General features: G+C 41.6%; 15 protein-coding genes. 10 read left to right on the top strand and 5 right to left on the bottom strand.

From position 1 onward, the window contains the following. Positions 1–9 precede the first annotated feature (9 nt). Positions 10–2997 (bottom strand): adenylate/guanylate cyclase domain-containing protein, encoded by a 2988-nt coding sequence (locus tag TPSD3_RS08220; RefSeq protein ID WP_086488075.1) that lies wholly within the window; start codon positions 2995–2997, stop codon positions 10–12. A 490-nt stretch (positions 2998–3487) separates the two neighbouring features. Between TPSD3_RS08220 and TPSD3_RS08215 the strand changes: the two genes are divergently transcribed. The 4 genes from TPSD3_RS08215 to TPSD3_RS08200 all read left to right on the top strand — a co-directional run bounded on the left by TPSD3_RS08215 (position 3488) and on the right by TPSD3_RS08200 (position 7653). Beyond that, positions 3488–3961, top strand: a complete 474-nt coding sequence (locus TPSD3_RS08215; protein WP_086488074.1) for a 4Fe-4S dicluster domain-containing protein — start codon at positions 3488–3490, stop codon at positions 3959–3961. Positions 3962–4008: 47 nt separating this feature from the next. Further along, positions 4009–5862, top strand: coding sequence for an aldehyde ferredoxin oxidoreductase family protein (locus TPSD3_RS08210; protein WP_086488073.1), 1854 nt, complete (start codon positions 4009–4011; stop codon positions 5860–5862). 96 nt (positions 5863–5958) lie between these two features. Next, a complete protein-coding gene (locus TPSD3_RS08205; protein ID WP_086488072.1) occupies positions 5959–7389 on the top strand; it encodes an NAD(P)/FAD-dependent oxidoreductase in 1431 nt (476 codons plus the stop codon). A 12-nt stretch (positions 7390–7401) separates the two neighbouring features. Further along, complete coding sequence (locus tag TPSD3_RS08200; RefSeq protein ID WP_086488071.1) at positions 7402–7653, top strand: MoaD/ThiS family protein; 252 nt, start codon at positions 7402–7404, stop codon at positions 7651–7653. Positions 7654–7663: 10 nt separating this feature from the next. Here the strand turns inward: TPSD3_RS08200 and gspI are convergent, their stop codons facing one another. From gspI to TPSD3_RS18125, 4 genes are all read right to left on the bottom strand, one after another. Next, the gene (gene gspI, locus TPSD3_RS08195; RefSeq protein ID WP_086488070.1) at positions 7664–8050 is read right to left on the bottom strand and encodes a type II secretion system minor pseudopilin GspI; all 387 of its coding nucleotides are present in this window, start codon (positions 8048–8050) and stop codon (positions 7664–7666) included. A gap of 101 nt (positions 8051–8151) precedes the next feature. Beyond that, complete coding sequence (locus TPSD3_RS08190; RefSeq protein ID WP_086488069.1) at positions 8152–8607, bottom strand: ASCH domain-containing protein; 456 nt, start codon at positions 8605–8607, stop codon at positions 8152–8154. Next, positions 8604–10712 (bottom strand): GNAT family N-acetyltransferase, encoded by a 2109-nt coding sequence (locus TPSD3_RS08185; protein ID WP_086488068.1) that lies wholly within the window; start codon positions 10710–10712, stop codon positions 8604–8606. Before TPSD3_RS08185 ends, TPSD3_RS08190 begins: the two co-directional genes overlap by 4 nt. A gap of 127 nt (positions 10713–10839) precedes the next feature. Continuing rightward, on the bottom strand, positions 10840–10965 hold the full coding sequence (locus TPSD3_RS18125; protein WP_280938411.1) for a hypothetical protein: 126 nt from the start codon (positions 10963–10965) through the stop codon (positions 10840–10842). Between the two features lie 608 nt (positions 10966–11573). On the opposite strand from TPSD3_RS18125, the gene ilvA reads away from it, so the two are divergent. From ilvA to TPSD3_RS08155, 6 genes are all read left to right on the top strand, one after another. Continuing rightward, positions 11574–13088: a threonine ammonia-lyase, biosynthetic gene (gene ilvA, locus TPSD3_RS08180; RefSeq protein ID WP_086488067.1), complete on the top strand. Its 1515-nt coding sequence runs from the start codon at positions 11574–11576 to the stop codon at positions 13086–13088. Positions 13089–13105: 17 nt separating this feature from the next. Further along, the gene (locus TPSD3_RS08175) at positions 13106–13618 is read left to right on the top strand and encodes a DUF2919 family protein (protein ID WP_176329790.1); all 513 of its coding nucleotides are present in this window, start codon (positions 13106–13108) and stop codon (positions 13616–13618) included. Positions 13619–13721: 103 nt separating this feature from the next. Next, positions 13722–14585 carry a bifunctional methylenetetrahydrofolate dehydrogenase/methenyltetrahydrofolate cyclohydrolase FolD gene (gene folD, locus TPSD3_RS08170; RefSeq protein ID WP_086488428.1) on the top strand — a complete coding sequence of 288 codons (864 nt, stop codon included), beginning with the start codon at positions 13722–13724 and terminating at the stop codon, positions 14583–14585. Positions 14586–14630: 45 nt separating this feature from the next. Beyond that, complete coding sequence (locus TPSD3_RS08165; protein ID WP_086488065.1) at positions 14631–16283, top strand: HD family phosphohydrolase; 1653 nt, start codon at positions 14631–14633, stop codon at positions 16281–16283. After that, positions 16243–17448, top strand: a complete 1206-nt coding sequence (locus TPSD3_RS08160; RefSeq protein ID WP_176329789.1) for a murein hydrolase activator EnvC family protein — start codon at positions 16243–16245, stop codon at positions 17446–17448. The genes TPSD3_RS08165 and TPSD3_RS08160 overlap by 41 nt, the downstream gene beginning before the upstream one ends. Before the next feature lie 131 nt (positions 17449–17579). After that, positions 17580–18968 carry a S41 family peptidase gene (locus tag TPSD3_RS08155; RefSeq protein WP_086488063.1) on the top strand — a complete coding sequence of 463 codons (1389 nt, stop codon included), beginning with the start codon at positions 17580–17582 and terminating at the stop codon, positions 18966–18968. The last annotated feature ends 3 nt before the right edge of the window (positions 18969–18971 follow it).

Raw genomic sequence — 18971 nt, 5'->3', positions numbered from 1 at the left:
AATAAACCTTTATTTATCCATTAATCGCGTAATTCCATCCCAATTTTCATCTGGAGGATTAGTTAAAAATTCTCGGCAGCGAGTGCAATAAATCTGCACAATATGATCTGTCTCTGGTGCATATTGAGCGATACGTTCAAATTGAGTTAAGGCTTGCGCCCAGTCTTTTTCTTTATAAGATTTTAATGCACATTGATAATCAGACAATGTTGCTTGTTTATAATTCCGCATAATAGATTCATCAGCATCAAAGACTTCATAAAAAGTAATGGCATCTTCTTTACCTTTAACGCGCACCGTATCCATTTCTCGAATTAAAAAAGTATGTTCCGCACTTAAATAAGACAATGTGTTAGCGGTAATAGCGATGTTAATGCCATATTTTTTTGTTAGGCTTTCTAAGCGAGAAGCCAGATTAACGGTATCTCCAATCACCGTACTTTCTAAGCGCGTTTCAAAACCAATAATGCCCAAAGTTAATGCGCCCGTATGAATGCCAATCCCAATATGAATTGGCGGCAATTGTTGGCTTAATCGTTTATTATTTAAGACAGTTAATTGCCGCATCATGCCCACCGCTGCCGCCACCGCATCATATCCCATATTCACACTGTGACCAGGGAATAATGCCATAATGGCATCACCAATATATTTGTCAATAAAGCCGCCATTAACAGAAATATTAGGGCCAATACAATGCAAATATTCATTGAGAAAATGAAAGGTTTCTTCTGCGGTCAAATGCTCAGAAATATCGGTAAAAGAACGAATGTCAGCAAATAAAACAGACATTTTTTCTTGAGACGCATTACCCAACTGCACTTGTTCAATTTCTTGATGTCCTAAGCGGGATAAAAATTCAGTTGGCACGAAGCGTTTAAAAGCAATATTTTTATGCTCAATCCGCTGATAATTACGCGCATTATCAATGGCTACAGCAGTTTGTGAAGCGAGAGAATTAATAATTTCAATTTGGTTACTATCGGTTAAAACATATTTGCCTGTTTTCGGGTCTGATGGATTGATCAATTCCAACACGCCCACAATGTTTTGCAAGCGGTCGAGTAAAGGAACAACTAACATTTGTTGTAGCGGATAACCTACAAATAAATTAATATGTTCTCTCTGTTGACTTATTTCTTGTTCATTCACCACTAAAATGCGCTTTTCTTTAGCACACTTTGCCACAAAAAAATCACTGTCTAACTCAATTGTTTCTAAATTCGCCAATTCGGGTGAATTATCATTTAAAAATAAATTCATGGTGCGATTTTGAATAATTTTAAATTTTAAAACATTCTGTTCTAAAATATATAAATTGCCCGCATCCGCATTCATTAAACGACGCGCCTCAGAAACACACAATTCTAATAGCCGAGTTAAATCATTTTCCGCAGACAATGCCGTGCCAACTCGAGTCAACGTATCTACAGTGTTTTTTAACATTTGGTCAATTTCTTTTTCGCGGGTAATATCTCGAATTAAAATAACGGTGCCTATATAACGCGAGCCAATATAATGATGTTGATGATTTTCATCAAAGGCATCTTTTTGAATAATGGCCGTGGCCACGGCTTTAGCAAAACGCTGTTGTGTTAAGGCTAATTCCACCGAATGGGTGGCGTTTATTTCTTCTTGAGAACGGCTGGTAATGTCGGCAATTTCTGTGTTTAATAACGCAGCAAAAGGCTGCCCTTGCAAATTTTTTTGTTCGGGAAACATTGCTGATAATGCAGGGTTATAACGAATTACTCGCCCTTTGGTATCCGTCACTAATAAACCATCCGCCATATTGTCAATAATTGCCGTCATGTGGGCGAGAGTATTTTGCAATTGGCGCGTGGCATCGGCAATGCGTTGTTCTAAAGTATTAAATAAATCATTAAGTTGGTGAGACATGCTATTAAAAGAATGGGCTAATGTACCTAATTCATCTTTTAAATTAATCATAATCTCGTACGATAAATCTCCCGAAGTGACCCGTTTAACGCCTGTTAATAATTGGTAAATGGGAATTAAAATACTGCGCGCCAATAAGTAGCCTAATAATGAAGCCATTAAAATGCACAACACCATAATGAAAACTAAAGTTTGCGCCGCATGTTGGGTGGTATCGACATAAGGTTGTGCTGAGATATTGATGCCTAAAACGCCAATGGGTTGCTGTAAAATATCAGTTAATACTTTATATTCGGCTAATTGTCCTTGAGAGCGAATGTCTATTTTTTCGGCTTCTTTTTGTTTTCCTGTCATTAAGTATTGATATAATTCAGCAGGAATAACAGGTTGAGTGTGTTCATTAGCAATTTTGGCGTCAATAATGACATTTTCATGATAAATAGCCGCAGTGACATCTAATAATTCTTTAATATTATTTAAAACCACATCGCTGCTATTAAGCAAATAACGCACTAAAACCACGCCTGTAAATTCAGGTTCTGATGAACTGGGATTTGAGTTTTGTTTAACCACATTGCTGCTTTTAGGAATGGGCGCGGCGGCCGAAATAGATAATAAAGGTATTTGTGCCAACATTATTTTTTCAGTAGCCGCCACGGGCTGTTTTCTTAATAGAGCTTGTTTAATTAGCTCATTGTCTTGATAGCTGAGTTGTTCTAATTCGCTAAAAGCACTGGTATTGGCTTGGGCTAGTATTTCATTTTGCGTATTAACCACCACCACTTGGTGATAATCGCGGGTATTTTGTAAAGATTTTTCTAAATATTCATTAATCTTATTGCGTATGGTGAAATTCACTAAAATCTGCAATCCACCATCCGCCGCCATGATAGAAACACCATTGCGAGATTCCATAATTTTATTTTTATAAACCAAATCGGCCACACGAATATATTTGCGCATATTGTACGTGGCTTCTTCATGAATCTTATGCGAGAAATAATAAATAGAAAATAAAGTGGTCGCAGCGGTTGAAAGGGTAGTAATAAGAAAGAAAGAAAATAGTAACTTATTTTTTAATTTTAAATTTTTAAACATGATTTTTTCTCCAAGTGAGGGTATTTTGGCTAATGTGCCTGTTAATGGTAGCAAAAATCATCAGTAATATAAATTTAAAATAGGCCTTAAAATGAAGAATTACATTTATGTGTTTCCATTGCCTCTGTTTGTTTTGTCACGGCTGTATTTTATTGATTGGATTAAATTCAAGCGGCCATTTTGTATGGCTATAAAATGATCCGTTTCGTTTTCGCTCACTGTTAATCTTTTCCCGTGACACCTGCAACATATTGTCCCAAAAATGAAGCACAGCTTTTCTGGTCTTGAATCAAATCTACTTTATGGTTTATCATTAAATTTCTTTTAATATCATTGTATTAGAATATATTTAGTATCGGCCTAGTTCTTGCTGCATAGCAACGCCACAATAAGGGATCGTGGACGCAAAAACGTCTGACTTAACCCTGTCAACAATAACAACACCAAACACCATATTTCTTTATGGCGATTTATGGTGAGGAGAAACTTAATGCAAAAGTCTTTACATATTAATCCCGCTAAATGCACAGGCTGTTTACAATGTGAAATGGCTTGTTCTTACGAAAATGAAGGCGTTTTTAACCCGTCTAAATCGCGGATTAAAGTGTTTAATTTTGAACATGAAGGCCGCTTTGTGCCTTACACCTGCACGCAATGCGCTGAAGCCTGGTGTTTGCACGCTTGCCCAGTGGAAGCCATTCGCGTCAATCGAGGAACGGGCGCAAAAGAAGTATTAACTTCTTTATGTGTGGGCTGTAAAGTTTGCACGATTGCTTGCCCATTTGGCACCGTTAATTACAGCCAAGAAACCGGTAAAGTGGTGAAATGTGATTTATGCGGCGGCGATCCGAAATGTGCCGAAGCCTGCCCCACGCAAGCCATTACTTATGTCGATGCCAATTGGACCGGCCTCGATAAAATGCGCGCTTGGGCTGCAAAAACTGGCACGTCACACGCCGCTTAATCATCATTTTTCACTTTAAATCCCTCGTTTTTAGGAGTAACTGTATTATGGCATGGACAAGAAAAGTACTGCGCGTCAATTTGACCGAAGGCACGTGTAAACCTGAACCTCTGAATATGGAATGGGCAACCTTGTATCTCGGACAACGCGGCTTGGCCAGTAAATATTTGATCTCAGAAATCGATCCGAAAATCAACGCCTTATCCCCAGAAAATAAATTGATCATGACCACAGGCCCCTTGACAGGTACGCCTGCATCTACGGGTGGCCGTTATTCTGTGGTGACCAAAAGTCCCCTGACTGGCACGATTGCTTGTTCTAATTCAGGCGGCTTTATCGGGGCAGAAATCAAAATGGCCGGCTGGGACATGATTATTTTTGAAGGTAAATCCCCCAAACCCGTGTATTTATTTTTAGAAAATGATAAACCTGAATTACGCGATGCCAGTTTTATCTGGGGACAATCTGCGTGGGAAGCCGATAAACTCATTCGCCAAAAACACCAAGACCCATTAATCCGTATTGCTACGGTGGGACGTTCGGCGGAACAAGGTTGTTTATTTGCGGGCGTTATCAATGACTTACATCGTGCCGCAGGACGTTCTGGTGTGGGAACGGTGATGGCTTCCAAGAATTTAAAAGCCGTTGTCGTTCGTGGCACAAAAGGAGTCGCCAATATTAAAGACCCTAAAGCCTTTATGGAAGCCGTGCGTAAAGGTAAAGAAGTGTTACATAACAATGCCGTCACGGGGCAAGGTTTGCCGCAATACGGCACACAAGTGTTAATGAACGTGATCAACGAAGTGGGCGCAATGCCAACCCGTAATTGGCGCGAAGTCCATTTTGAAGGCGCGCATAAAATCTCTGGCGAAGCGATGCACGAACCCCGCGCCAGTGATAATAAACCCAATTTAGTCACCAATGCCGCGTGTTTTAGTTGTACAATTGCCTGCGGTCGTATTTCTACAATCGATAAAGAGCATTACACGATTGTCAACAAACCCCAATATTGGGGCGCATCAGGTGGACTCGAATACGAAGCCGCTTGGGCTTTGGGTTCTGACACGGGCGTAGATGATTTGGACGCGCTCACTTATGCCAATTTCTTATGTAATGAAGATGGCATGGATCCAATTTCTTTTGGTGCAACCGTCGCAGCCGCCATGGAATTGTACCAAGAAGGCGTGTTGACGACAGAGCAAACGGGCGGTTTAGAATTAAAATTCGGCTCTGCGGAAGCCCTGACAACTCTGGCCGAATTGACCGCAAAAGGCGAAGGTTTCGGTAAAGATATTGGTCTGGGATCGAAACGTTTGTGTGAAAAATACGGCCGTCCCGAATTATCCATGACCGTAAAAGGGCAGGAATTTCCTGCTTACGATGCGCGGGGTATTCAAGGAATTGGTTTGGCGTATGCTACCAGTAATCGTGGCGCGTGTCATTTACGTGGTTATACAATTGCTTCTGAAGTCATGGGAATTCCCGTTAAAACCGATCCGTTGCACACCGAAGGCAAAGCAGGATTGGTTAAAGCGTTTCAAGATGCCACGGCGGTGGTGGATTCTGCGGGAATTTGCGTATTCACAACGTTTGCGTGGTCGTTAGAAGACATTCAACCACAAATCGCAGCCGCATGTGAGGGCGATTGGTCAATGGAAAAATTGGTGACCATGGGCGAGCGCGTTTGGAATATGGAGCGGGAATTTAATCTGGCCGCGGGTTTAAGCGCGAAAGATGACACCTTGCCTCCGCGTTTGTTGAAAGAACCCGCCAATACTGGCCCCGCACAAGGCAGAGTCAATGAATTAGACAAGATGTTGCCTGAATATTACCAATTACGCGGTTGGAATGCCGAAGGGGTACCGACTTCTGAAACCCGTCAACGTTTAAGTTTGGGTTAAGGGTCGTTTCGTTTTAATCTGTATTTTTGAATTTCTACCGTTTCTTCTGCAATACGAAAAACGGTAGAAATATCAATATCCATCAAGGACATCCCCATGCAACACATTATTATTGGCGCAGGCCCCGCAGGCGTGATCGCCGCAGAAACTTTGCGTCGTCAAGACCCTTTTTGTAGTATAACAATAATCAGTGATGAACCCGAATTGCCTTATTCTCGGATGGCGATTCCGTATTATTTAATTCAAAAAATTGGCGAGGAAGGCACGCATTTACGTAAAACACCACACCATTTCCAGCATGAACGCATTGAATTGTTACAAGGGAAAGTGGAAAAAGTCGATACCAGACAACGCATTGTCAAATTAACCAATGGCACGCGGCGCGATTTTGATACTTTATTGATTGCGACGGGATCGAGTCCGTTAAAACCACCGGTGCCGGGGATTGATTTGCCGAATGTCTATAATTGTTGGACCTTGGAAGACGGACGCAAAATTGCCGCACAATTACGGCCGGGTGCGAAAATATTGTTATTGGGTGCGGGATTTATTGGTTGTATTGTGTTGGAGGCTTTGGCTTTACGCGGTGTGAATTTGACTGTAGTCGAAATGGGTGATCGGATGGTGCCGCGTATGATGAACAAGACCGCAGGTAATATGATCAAACAGTGGTGCGAAAATAAAGGTGTGGCCGTTCATACATCAACTCGCGTGGTGAAAATTGAAAGTACTCGTGATGCGGTGATGTCTTCAGAGCCTGAAACGGCTCCTGCCCAAGTGCCGCCCGTGCCTGAAACGCATGAACCTAAAGGCTTTTTGGCGCGTTTATTCGGCGGGGGTTCTACGCCTACTGCACCTGCGCCCGCGCCTGTCGCACCGCGTGAAACGCCAAAAGAGATAACAGAACCGTTGTTAGTGCATTTGGACAATGGGGAAAAATTAGCGGTGGACATGGTGATTTCTGCGGCGGGTGTAAAACCGAATATTGATTTTTTACAAGGCAGCGGCATACAAATGAATCGCGGAATTTTGGTGGATCACCATTTACAAACCAATGTTCACGGTATTTATGCCGCAGGTGATGTGGCTGAAGGGCGCGATTTTTCGACATGGAACTTGGATGTTCACGCGATTCAACCCACCGCCAGCGAACACGGACGAGTGGCCGCGTTAAATATGACAGGTGAAGCCACTTATTACCGCGGTAGTTTTAACATGAATGTGTTAGACACTTTAGGTTTAATTTCGACTTCGTTTGGTTTATGGATGGGCGTGAGAGGGGGAGATGCGTCTGAATTTCATGATCCCGATCATTTTCGCTATATTAATTTAGAGTTCGACGGCGATATTCTCGTGGGCGCGACGACGCTGGGTATGACGCAACATGTGGGTGTTTTACGCGGATTAATTCAAAATCGCGTGCCATTGGGTCATTGGAAAGAACGCTTAAAAACTGATCCAACGCGCTTAATGGAGGCGTATATCGCTTGTACTCAGCCTGCGAGTTTGACGGGAATACCCGCTTAATGTGGGGTGTTTATGAAAATTACGCTAAAGTTATACGCTAATTTAAGCGGTTATTTGCCTGCGAATGCGCAATATAATCGCGTAGAAATCGACATCGCCCAAGATAATACACCGCATCAAGTGTTATCGGCTTATCATGTGCCGTTGGCAATGGCGCATTTGGTGTTACTGAATGGGGTTTATTTGTTGCCTGAGCAGCGGGATCAGCCGCTGTTAAAGTCAGGTGATACATTAGCCGTATGGCCGCCTGTGGCGGGGGGGTAATGGGCGTGGTTTACTTTTGCGTATTTTCCCCTAAAAATCCCACCAATGACGCAATAACATGGCGGTGTTCGGGTTCTTGGTAAACAGAAACGACAACCCGACGTAAACGCGGATCGATAGTGTTACTGACTTCGATCCGCCAAAACCAGGATCGCTGTGCCATATCTGTATTTCCTTCTTTTTCGCCTACGGCGACCCATTCATTTTTCACTTGCAATTCAGTCAAAACATTGTGCGCAACCCATTGTCCCAGCGTGCGATCTTGTAAATAACGTTGATTTTCCACTTGCTGCCCTAAGGCTTTAATCACCGCCGCCAAGGCAATCGCCACCACAGCCAAAGCCACTAACACTTCTAAGAGGGTAAAACCGTTTTTTGGGGGGGAGGATAGGGTCATTTTTGCGGTTTTTGTCTGAATCGGGATTAATGGGGGGCAGAATTTTCAGGGGGGAATTAATTTTGTCAATTTTGACTCAGACAAAAAATTTTATGAGTAGCTTAATTTGGTATATTTAGCTCTTTCTGATAGTACCGAAGCTGGTTTACAAAATTTAACTCCAAACCTGTCACATAACGAAAACTTTGGGGAGGAGTAAATGAGTAAGATTCTTGTCTTAAAGATTCTAGTGGGATCGGGTCAGTTAATTCCCAAAATCGGCTAATAAATATAGCAACACCTATGGATGTACCTTGAAAATAGCTGTTATATTCTTGTTTAGAGAGAGCTGATTTCTTTTGTACTTTTTTCCATAATTGCCCAACTGATTCCTCTATCACTTTTTCAACTTCAAAAGTCCCAACAAGAGCCTTTACAGGCGCAGATTCATAAACCCATATTAAATCCCCATCATTTAAATGTTTTGGTTTAATTCGTCTTAATTCAACTGTTTTTGTGCCATCAAATATTTTTCTTGCATATTGTGGCTTTATGGATAACAATAATACATTTCTCATTTGTTTTTATCCGAATTCATTTGACCAATTTGATAGAGTTTATAAAAAATATCGTTAGGGATAGAAATAGGTTGTTGAACACTTGGATTAAATGATTTTTTTAAATCCTCTAACCATATTTCTTTCAACATATTAACAGATAAAGGATTGGAAAATAATTCTGTTTTAGTAAATTCAAATGCCATGATCATCTGCTGCTTATTATTTTTAGCTACCCCAAACACATCTTGCCATTTATATATACCTAAATGCTTAAATTTTCTAAACAAATTTTTTGGCACATCTATATGTATTTTTTCTATGTAAGAACAAGCTCTAATAGATTGTGTTCCTTGAAATTTTCCATCACTTTTTATAACATACCATAATACTCTACTGGGGGCAGTAATAATCTTTTGGCGACTAGAGCGGTAATAAACATTTTCAGTGCTAAACAAAGTGTTTAATTTAGCACCAATTAAATCTTGCAATCGATAATCAAATAAACTCATTGCCCATACTGGTTCTATGGGAACAATAAAAGTAGGTATCTCTATATCTGTAATTTTGGCAGGATACAGAGCATATTCAACGGGTAAAAGATAATTTTTTGGACTTTTATGATAATTTAAAAACTTTTCCAATTGTTCCTCAATAAATATTGATAAATTAGGGGAATAGGTTTTTATTTTATCTAAATGAGGCTGTAAAGAAACAACATTTCCAACATGATAAATATTAATTTTGTACCACTCCGGAACAATAGGAATAAATCCGTATTTTTTAAAAGCAGACGAAAAATCTTCCACGATATGTTTATCTGATATTTTGATAACATTCTTTTTCTTATCAGTTGCATATTGCAATATTTGACCAACCAAAAACTGAGCAATGGTTGGAGAAAAATCTAAGTTTCTTTTAATTCTTAAAATAGGTATTTCTAACTCTTGTTGTATTGAACAAAAAACAATTAATCCAAGCAATTCATTATCATGATTTTTTAGTATTTTAACCTCTGAATGATATACGTCAACTAAAAGCGGTTTGATAATTTCATTAAAGTCTGATTTTTTCTCATCTTGAGGTGCTAAAAAAATTTGCGAGAGTTGGGTAACATATTTATCAGTCACATTTTCAAAAGAAATTGCTTTTCCTTCTAAACGAATGGGCTGATATTCTCTCTCACTAAGCAATTCATTTAGATAGGTTATAAAATGAGCAGGAGATAATATTTTAACGCCAAAACGCTGCTCTATTTTATCTTTTTTACTTTGTAAGGCTTCATCTCTGGTTAGGAAGAAATAAATACCACTTGCTATTGTATGCTCTAAATGTTTTAGATCGGAGTTATCATTATCTGACAGATCAGGGTTAGTATAGAAGTTTCTCAGTTCATCTGCTATGTCCTGATTTTTTTCTTCAATTAGCGTGTATCTACTAACTGCTTCTTCCGCTTTTTTGCGCGCACCATCATCTTCTTTTCTATTTATTTCATTATAAATTTCACTAGTCAGGCAAATTTCAATACTCTCCTGTAACCAATCAGCGAGTAATTCGTGAGATTCAAAATTATTTTTGGTTATTTCATTTTGTAAATCAAAAAACACATTGGCATCAATCACAACTCTTTGTTTTGTGCTTAACTTATCAGGATCGCCGGAGCTAAAAAGAGATGGTGTTTCGTAGCTGTACCACCAAACCGTTAAAATAGTACCTTTTTTACTGCGACCTGGTTTGTTATATCTTGGAGAAAAGCCTAATTTTTCCCAAAAGTTATTTATTCCATAATCACGACGACAATGAACACGAATACCATCATAAAATCCATTGTCAGTTATCTTTTTTAATTCAGTGAATAAACATTCAGCAACACCTTTGCCACGGTATTTAGAGTCAATACAAAGATGTACGATGTAAACCACCCCTCTGCGATTAGAATTATAAAGTAGATAGCCTAAAAGATTAGCATCTTCACTAACAGCAACAAGAATTTGCTTATTTTTAGCACACTGATGAAATGCCCCTCTTGGAAAATGACCTAATCTGCCACTATTGCTATCGCCCAATTCTATAACTGATTCTAAATAAATAGAATTTTCATCTATTATTTCTATTTTGCATTTCATGTTTTTTCGCTACTTTGCTTAATTTAATAAGTCGTCATTAGTAATGATAAATTAACAATTTTATTATAAGATAAGGAATTTTTTTGTCAAGATGCTTAATATCTTGAATGATGTTCGGCATCAAGTTTTACGCAATAATGTGTATCAGCACGTATTTTTGCGCCATTAATCCAGCCATATAAATGTCGCATGATGTATCGCTTATGCAACCTCCGCGAGTTAATTGCAAAATCACATCAGGTTTATTTAACATGGTTGAAAATACTCCGTTTTAACAAAGAATCAGTTTTTTTTAAGGGGTTCATTCTGGAAGTGCTTACTGTAGCAATTTTTTGTTTGGATTAGAAGTATCGTCACGAGAGCGGATGCGCATGGAGATTGAAAAAAGTGAGTTCTTTTGCCGTGTTGGCACTTGGGAATGAGATTAAGCCCAATTTTAACCTATTCAATTGGCTACGGCGCAGCAACGGCAATATTTCACGCTGGTTTTTTGGTGATGTGTCTTAACATTTTGCCGATAGACTGCTATGCTAGAAAACGCTGTCTATTTTCAATGAGACCATTCCTATGCTGACAAGATTTGAAGTGACTGATTTTAAAAATTTTAAAGACAAATTTGTTTTTGATTTAACCACCACTGGCAATTACGATATATTTTTATTTTCAGTCGGTTTTTTATTCTTTCATTCTGAAAATCCTAAAATTCTGTAAATTCTGATTCTGACAGAAAAATTTTATGAATGGCTTAATTTTGGTATAAATGCCTTCCCCCTACTTTTGCTTGATGACTATGGTGCAAAAGAGCTTGTTAAAAAAATATCTCTACTTTAACCCATCTCAGACCCAAACGATTATCCCATCATGCTGAATGCTTATGTAAAAAAAATCTTGCAAGCCAGAGTTTATGACGTGGCGAGAAAAACTCCCCTAGATAAAGCGATTGCTTTATCGCAACGTTTGAATAATCACATTTGGTTAAAACGAGAAGATTTACAACCTGTTTTTTCTTTTAAAATTCGTGGCGCGTACAATCGCATCGCGCATTTATCCGCCGAAGTGCGGGCGCGAGGTGTCATTGCCGCTTCGGCAGGAAATCATGCCCAAGGCGTAGCTTTATCGGCAGCGCGTCTGGGAATTCGCGCCGTGATTGTCATGCCAAAAACAACGCCTGACATTAAAGTAAGTGCGGTGCGGGGATTTGGGGCTGAAGTTGTTTTACATGGTTCTGCGTTTGACGATGCCAGCCAACATGCCCAACATCTCATGCAAGCCGAAGGATTGACTTACATTCCGCCTTACGACGATGAGGATGTGATTGCTGGTCAGGGAACGATTGGCATGGAAATTTTGCAACAGCATACGGGAGAGCTAGACGCGATTTTTATTCCTGTTGGCGGCGGGGGATTGATTGCGGGCATCGCGGCGTATGTCAAATATGTGCGGCCAGAAGTAAAAATTATCGGAGTCGAAGCCGATGATTCGGCCTGTTTATACGCGGCGTTGCAGCAAAAAGAACGGGTTATTTTAGATCAAGTGGGCATTTTTGCGGACGGCACTGCGGTCAAACAAGTGGGCGTTTTACCCTTTGAAATTGCACAACATTATGTCGATGACGTGATCACGGTGACAACGGACGAAATTTGTGCGGCAATCAAAGACACTTTTGATGCTACCCGCAGTATTGCAGAACCTTCTGGGGCCTTGGCTTTAGCGGGATTAAAGCGTTACATTCAACAAACCCGCTGTGAAAACCGCCACTTCGTCACGATCAACAGCGGTGCTAACATGAATTTTGATCGCCTCGGTTACGTCACCGAACGCGCAGAAATCGGTGAACAACGCGAAGCCTTATTTGCCGTGACCATTCCCGAACGTCCCGGTAGTTTTCGTGAGTTTTGTCATACTTTAGGACAACGGCAGATTACCGAATTTAATTACCGCTATTCTGACTCCAGTTTAGCGCAAGTGTTTGCGGGCATTCGTTTAACGCAAGGCGCAAGCGAAAAAGAAGCGTTAATGGCGAAACTGATTGAAAAAAGTTATCCTGTGGTCGATTTAAGTAATAATGAAATGGCTAAACTGCACATCCGTCACATGGTCGGCGGCCACGGGCAACACGTGCAAAATGAGCGGTTATATCGTTTTGAATTTCCGGAGCGTCCCGGTGCCTTGCTGCATTTTTTGACCAACATCGGGTATCATTGGAATATTAGCTTGTTTCATTACCGCAATCATGGCTCTGCTTATGGTCGGGTTTTGGTTGGGATTCAGGTTCCGGAAACTGATTTGCTGGCATTTCAGCAATTTTTAGACACGTTAGGTTATGCCTATTGGGAAGAGCGAGATAATCCCGCTTATCAGTTATTTTTAAATTAATGGTGGCAGTAAAAATAATGGCAGAATCACGTTATTCTTTTTCTGATTATAACGAATATAATGTGTTAAAAATACCTTTGGCATTTATATTAAGTGCAATTTATTTGTTAAAATATTTTGTTATTTTAATTTTACTGCCGATCCTGTCCAAAGTTCCAAAACTCGGCACCTCAATAGAACCGTTAATGCCTTATATTGGACAATTCGCCCATCAACATGTGAATTTATTATTATTATTGCCGTCTATTCCTGCTTTATTGGTGGTTATTGCCGCCACTAAGCGCGCGCCTACAACACAAGCCACATGGATTCGCACGGTGTGGAAAAATGCGCGAATGTTATTATTACTCGCGGTGTTATTGGATTTATTTTTATTAACTTTATTTTTATTGTTGGGCTTAAAACATCTTAGCGGATTACTTATTGTCATTTTATACCTAAATGCGGTGATTTTGCTGTATTTATTGCGTTCAAAACGTTTGCCTGATGTGTTAGCCGAATTTCCCGATTACGTGCCGAGTGAAAATTGAGCATAAAAGAGCCATTATTCTCGACTCTCGAATTTGTGAATTTTGTCTGATTCAGACAAAAATTTTTACGATACCCTAAACAATACGAATGATTCAAATGACCATGACTGCAAAGCTCCTCGATGGTAAAACCATTGCCGCACAACAACGCCAAACTTTACGTGAACACGTTGCCGCTCGCGTCGCGGCCGGGCAATCCGTACCGGGTTTAGCGGTTGTATTGGTGGGCGACGATTCCGCTTCTCAAATCTATGTGCGCAATAAACGTACGGCTTGCGCAGAAGTCGGCATTGAATCCACTGCATATCACCTGACTGCGGACACCTCTACCGCTGAATTATTGGCTTTATTAGACCAACTGAATGCAGACCCGCGAGTTCATGGGATTTTGGTGCAGTTGCCTTTGCCTGCCTCGATTGATACGCAACGGGTGATCGAACATATTGCCCCAGAAAAAGATGTGGATGGATTTCATCCTTACAACTTAGGACGCTTGGCGCAGCGTCGTCCACTCTTGCGTTCCTGCACGCCCAAAGGCATTATGACTTTATTGGCGCATACCCAAGTGGAATTGGACGGATTGGATGCCGTGATTGTGGGACAATCGAATATTGTTGGGCGGCCGATGGCGTTAGAATTGTTGGCGGCGCGTTGTACAGTAACCATCTGTCACAGCCGCACCCAACACTTGGCTGAAAAAGTACGCGCTGCCGATGTCTTAGTTGCTGCGGTGGGCGTGGCTGAATTAATCCAAGGCGATTGGATCAAACCCAATGCCATCGTGATCGATGTCGGCATGAACCGCGCCACACATGGCGGATTATGCGGCGATGTCCAATTTGCCTCCGCTTTACAAAAAGCCAGTTGGATTACACCAGTTCCCGGCGGCGTGGGGCCAATGACTATTGTCAGCTTATTAGAGAATACCTTACAAGCCGCTGAATATGCCCCATCTCACTTGCTCTAGCTGACGTAAAAAAAAAAGCCATTCTTCTCTAAGGTCACTGCGCTTATGAAACCTCGTTATACCGACAGAAACGTGATAGAACCATTAGAACGGTTAAAAGCACTGAATCAGATCGGTGTGGCCTTGTCGGCCGAAAAGGACGGCACGCGCTTATTGGAACGTATTTTAGAAGAAGCAAAAAGAATTACATTTGCCGACGGTGGTACTTTATACACCCGTGCAGAGGGTAATCAGTTACAGTTTGAAATTATGTTTACCGACAGTCTCGGCATTCGCAAAGGCGGCACCAGCGGCGAACCAATCCCATTTCCTCCCTTGTCTATGTACACGGAACAAGGCGAACCCAATTTAAAAATGGTGGCCGTATGCGCGGCGTTGCGCGGGCAAACCATTAATATTCCTGACGCTTACAGCAATACTGAATTTGAGTTTTCCGGCACCCGCAAATTTGATCAACAAACCGGCTACCGCTCCCAATCTTTTCTCACCGTGCCGATGAAAGACAACGAAGATGAGGTGATTGGTGTTTTACAGTTGCTCAATGCACGTAATCCATGCACGGGAGAAATCACGGTTTTTAGTGCGTTTGATCAAGAGTTGGTGGAATCCTTGGCTTCTCAAGCCGCGGTGGCCTTGGTGAATCAACGCTTATTGGAAGAACAACGGACTTTATTTGAAGCCTTTATCGAATTGATCGCTAACGCCATTGACGACAAATCCCCTTATACCGGCGGGCATTGTCGGCGCGTGCCTGAATTAACCAGTATGTTAGCCGAAGCCGCGGCCGCAGTAGAAACGGGGCCACTCAAAGCATTTACCATGAGTGATGAAGATCGTTATGAATTAAAAGTGGCCGGCTGGTTGCACGATTGCGGTAAAATTACCACGCCGGAATATGTGGTGGATAAAGCGACCAAATTAGAAACCATTTTTGATCGCATTCATTTAATTGATACCCGATTTGAAGTGTTAAAACGGGATTTAATTCTCGCCCAACAACAACGCCAAATCACGGCATTAAAACAGGGAGAATTTTTTGATGAAGCCGCCGAACAAAAGATTTTAACTGAACAATTAGCGCGTTTAGATGAAGATCGAGAATTTCTCCGTCGTTGCAATATTGGCAGTGAATTTATGGCCGATAAAGACAAGGCCAGAGTCGAACAGATTGCGACGCAACGGTGGGTGAATCCACAGGGAATTGAAGAGCCATTTTTATCCGAAAATGAATTGTACAATCTCAACATTACCCGCGGCACTTTAACCCCAGAAGAACGCCAAGTGATTAATTACCACATTGTGGCGACTATCAATATGTTAGAAGCTCTGCCTTACCCGCGTTATTTGCGCAATGTGCCAGAATATGCCGGCGGACACCATGAACGCATGGACGGTAAAGGTTATCCTAAAGGCTTAACACGAGAACAAATGTCAGTGCAAGCCCGCGTCATGGGCATTGCAGATATTTTTGAAGCCCTAACCGCCGCAGATCGCCCCTATAAAAAAGCCATGACGTTATCCGAAGCTTTAACGATTTTAGGACGAATGAAATTAGACCACCATATTGACCCTGATTTATTTGATGTTTTTATTCATGAGAAAGTGTATTTAAAATATGCAGAAAAGTTTTTACGTCCTGAGCAAATTGACCATGTGGATGTTACACAAATACCGGGCTATTGTTCGCTGTCTCGTTAATAGAAACAGAGAAAAAGGGCGTAATGTGATTGTCTGGTGTTTATTTTTATTGTGGTCATTGGAAATGGTTTTTGTGGCGAGTATTGCGGCTGACGACCCGCTGGCTCCCAGCCCAGAACAATTGCGACAATTGGAAATTCGTATTCGCACACTGCAAAGCCGAATGCACGATACCCAAACCGAATACGGACAACGACAACAACAATTACAACAACAAGAAGAAGCCATCGGCAAAATCGTAGAACGTATGCAGCAATTGGAACGCGAACGCCACGCTTGCCAAGTCAATCTGGATGAATTAGAACAACAACGCGCCGAACAATTACAACAATTAACCGCACAACGCAATGTATTAGCACAACAAATTCGTGCCGCTTATTTAATTGGTCGTCAAGATTATTTAAAATTATGGCTGAATCAAGAAAGCCCCGACCATATCGGACGCTTATTAACTTATTATGATTATTTTAATCGCGCCCGCGCCGATCAAATCGAAGCCATTAACGACACCTTAGCCCAAATTCAAACCCTAGAGAAAGCCATCGCACAAGAAAAAAATCGTCTTAACGAATTAATTAATAACTTAAATCATCGTAAAATGGCGTTAGATACCACCCAATTAGAACGCCAACGCCTTCTCACCGACACACTCGCATTAATCTCGAGTCAAGAAGCTGAATTAAAGCGTTTACAAGAAGATAAACAACGTTTAAGTACGCTGTTAGGTGGATTAGACAGCGTTATCAAGCAATTACCTCGCCCTAATACACCCCCATTTCACCAACTTCGTGGTCAACTGCCCTTGCCCGTAGAAGGGAAAATCGCACGTCAATTTGGTGAGGCGCGGGCGGGTCGTTTAAAATGGCAAGGATTATTAATTGCGGCTGATTTGGGAGAAAAAGTTAGCGCAGTGGCCGCAGGGCGGGTGGTGTTTGCGGAGTGGTTTCGCAACTTGGGTTTACTGATCATTTTGGATCATCAACATGACTATATGACGCTATACGGTTACAATCAAAGTATTGAAGTCAAAGTCGGTGATTGGGTCAATGCGGGCGATGTCATCGGGCGCGTCGGCGACAGCGGCGGCCAACCTCAATCCGCATTGTATTTTGAGATACGCAGACAAGGCGAACCCATCGATCCCCGACCGTGGTTGCAACCTTAAAAACGTAAAATTTAGATATTATTAATATATTCCATAAGATAGCACAAAACAAAACGGAGGAAGCGAGACAGGCGACTCAACAAGTCGGTGCTATCCCTACTCTGCATGGGCAGAGTTCTCGCGCAGTGATTATGAGAGTTTTGTCTTTGTCTAATTTTTTCACAGGCGCGCTGCTGGGGGGCTTTATTGCGTTGGGCAGCGGCGTGTTGGCCAATCGGGACACACCGTCTGATACCGCAATTCCTTTTGAAGATTTACGCGCTTTCACGGAAGTGTTTCAACGCATTAAAAACGATTATGTCGAAGAAGTTGATGACAAAACCTTGTTAGAATATGCCATTCAAGGCATGTTGACCGGTTTAGACCCCCATTCTAATTATCTCAACGAAGAAGCCTATCAAGAATTGCAAATTGGCATGACGGGAGAATTCGGGGGATTGGGCATTGAAGTGGGCATGGACAATGGTTTTGTCAAAGTGATCGCGCCCATTGACGACACCCCCGCACAACGCGCCGGGATACAAGCCGGAGATATGATTGTGCGTTTAGACGATCAACCCGTGAAAGGGATGAGTTTAGGCGATGCCGTCAAAGTAATGCGCGGTAAACCCGGCACCTCAATCCGTCTCACGATTGTGCGCGAAAATGAAGATAAACCCTTACAAATCACCATTGAACGCGCCATTATTCAAGTCAGAAGTGTACGCAGTGAATTGTTAGAAACGGGCTATGCTTACGTTCGCATTAGCCAGTTCCAAGCCCAAACCGCCAACGATTTAAGCAAAGCCTTAACCACATTGAAAGCGGAAAACCAAGGTGAGTTGAAAGGGTTAATTTTAGATTTGCGCAATAATCCCGGTGGTGTGTTAAATGCGGCAGTCGCGGTTTCTGATACTTTTCTTAATGACGGCCTGATCGTCTATACCGAAGGGCGCGTACCCGATGCCTATTTAAAATTCAAGGCCAGACCCAAAGATGCCTTAGAAGGCGCGCCTATTGTGGTGTTGGTGAATGCGGGATCAGCTTCAGCATCGGAGATTGTGGCCGGGGCTTTACAAGATCATAAACGCGCTATTATTATGGGAAATAAAACCTTTGGTAAAGGTTCAGTTCAAACGATTATTAATATGAACAATAACGCGGCTTTAAAATTAACCACTGCCCGTTATTACACCCCTTCGGGTCGTTCTATTCAAGCTGAGGGCATCGAGCCAGATATTGAATTAAGATCGGTGGAATTAAAACCCAAAGCCCAAGATATTGATCTCAGTGTGACGGAAGCCAATTTGGCCGGTCATTTGGACGGTCGTAAGCCCAGCGATTCTGAAAAAACCAGCGATTCCAAAGCATCTGAGGAATCTAAAGAATCTGACGACTCCCCAGACTCCACAAGCACAGACAAAACCACAGAGACCACTCAGGAAAAAACCCCTTTGTTAGAAACAGATTACGCCGTGCATGAAGCGTTAAATTTGCTCAAAGGGTTAAGTATTATTGAGTCCAGACGCAGCAAAATGTAAGGT

The sequence above is a fragment of the Thioflexithrix psekupsensis genome, assembly GCF_002149925.1.
Lineage (GTDB): Bacteria > Pseudomonadota > Gammaproteobacteria > Beggiatoales > Beggiatoaceae > Thioflexithrix > Thioflexithrix psekupsensis.
Note: the sequence above shows the minus strand (reverse complement) of the source record. Positions and strands in the feature narration are given on the sequence as shown.

Coding starts and splice junctions, on each gene's coding strand:
- TPSD3_RS08220 (WP_086488075.1), bottom strand. CDS start 2,997: ATGTTTAAAAATTTAAAATTAAAAAATAAGTTACTATTTTCTTTCTTT.
- TPSD3_RS08215 (WP_086488074.1), top strand. CDS start 3,488: ATGCAAAAGTCTTTACATATTAATCCCGCTAAATGCACAGGCTGTTTA.
- TPSD3_RS08210 (WP_086488073.1), top strand. CDS start 4,009: ATGGCATGGACAAGAAAAGTACTGCGCGTCAATTTGACCGAAGGCACG.
- TPSD3_RS08205 (WP_086488072.1), top strand. CDS start 5,959: ATGCAACACATTATTATTGGCGCAGGCCCCGCAGGCGTGATCGCCGCA.
- TPSD3_RS08200 (WP_086488071.1), top strand. CDS start 7,402: ATGAAAATTACGCTAAAGTTATACGCTAATTTAAGCGGTTATTTGCCT.
- gspI (WP_086488070.1), bottom strand. CDS start 8,050: ATGACCCTATCCTCCCCCCCAAAAAACGGTTTTACCCTCTTAGAAGTG.
- TPSD3_RS08190 (WP_086488069.1), bottom strand. CDS start 8,607: ATGAGAAATGTATTATTGTTATCCATAAAGCCACAATATGCAAGAAAA.
- TPSD3_RS08185 (WP_086488068.1), bottom strand. CDS start 10,712: ATGAAATGCAAAATAGAAATAATAGATGAAAATTCTATTTATTTAGAA.
- TPSD3_RS18125 (WP_280938411.1), bottom strand. CDS start 10,965: ATGTTAAATAAACCTGATGTGATTTTGCAATTAACTCGCGGAGGTTGC.
- ilvA (WP_086488067.1), top strand. CDS start 11,574: ATGCTGAATGCTTATGTAAAAAAAATCTTGCAAGCCAGAGTTTATGAC.
- TPSD3_RS08175 (WP_176329790.1), top strand. CDS start 13,106: ATGGCAGAATCACGTTATTCTTTTTCTGATTATAACGAATATAATGTG.
- folD (WP_086488428.1), top strand. CDS start 13,722: ATGACTGCAAAGCTCCTCGATGGTAAAACCATTGCCGCACAACAACGC.
- TPSD3_RS08165 (WP_086488065.1), top strand. CDS start 14,631: ATGAAACCTCGTTATACCGACAGAAACGTGATAGAACCATTAGAACGG.
- TPSD3_RS08160 (WP_176329789.1), top strand. CDS start 16,243: ATGTTACACAAATACCGGGCTATTGTTCGCTGTCTCGTTAATAGAAAC.
- TPSD3_RS08155 (WP_086488063.1), top strand. CDS start 17,580: ATGAGAGTTTTGTCTTTGTCTAATTTTTTCACAGGCGCGCTGCTGGGG.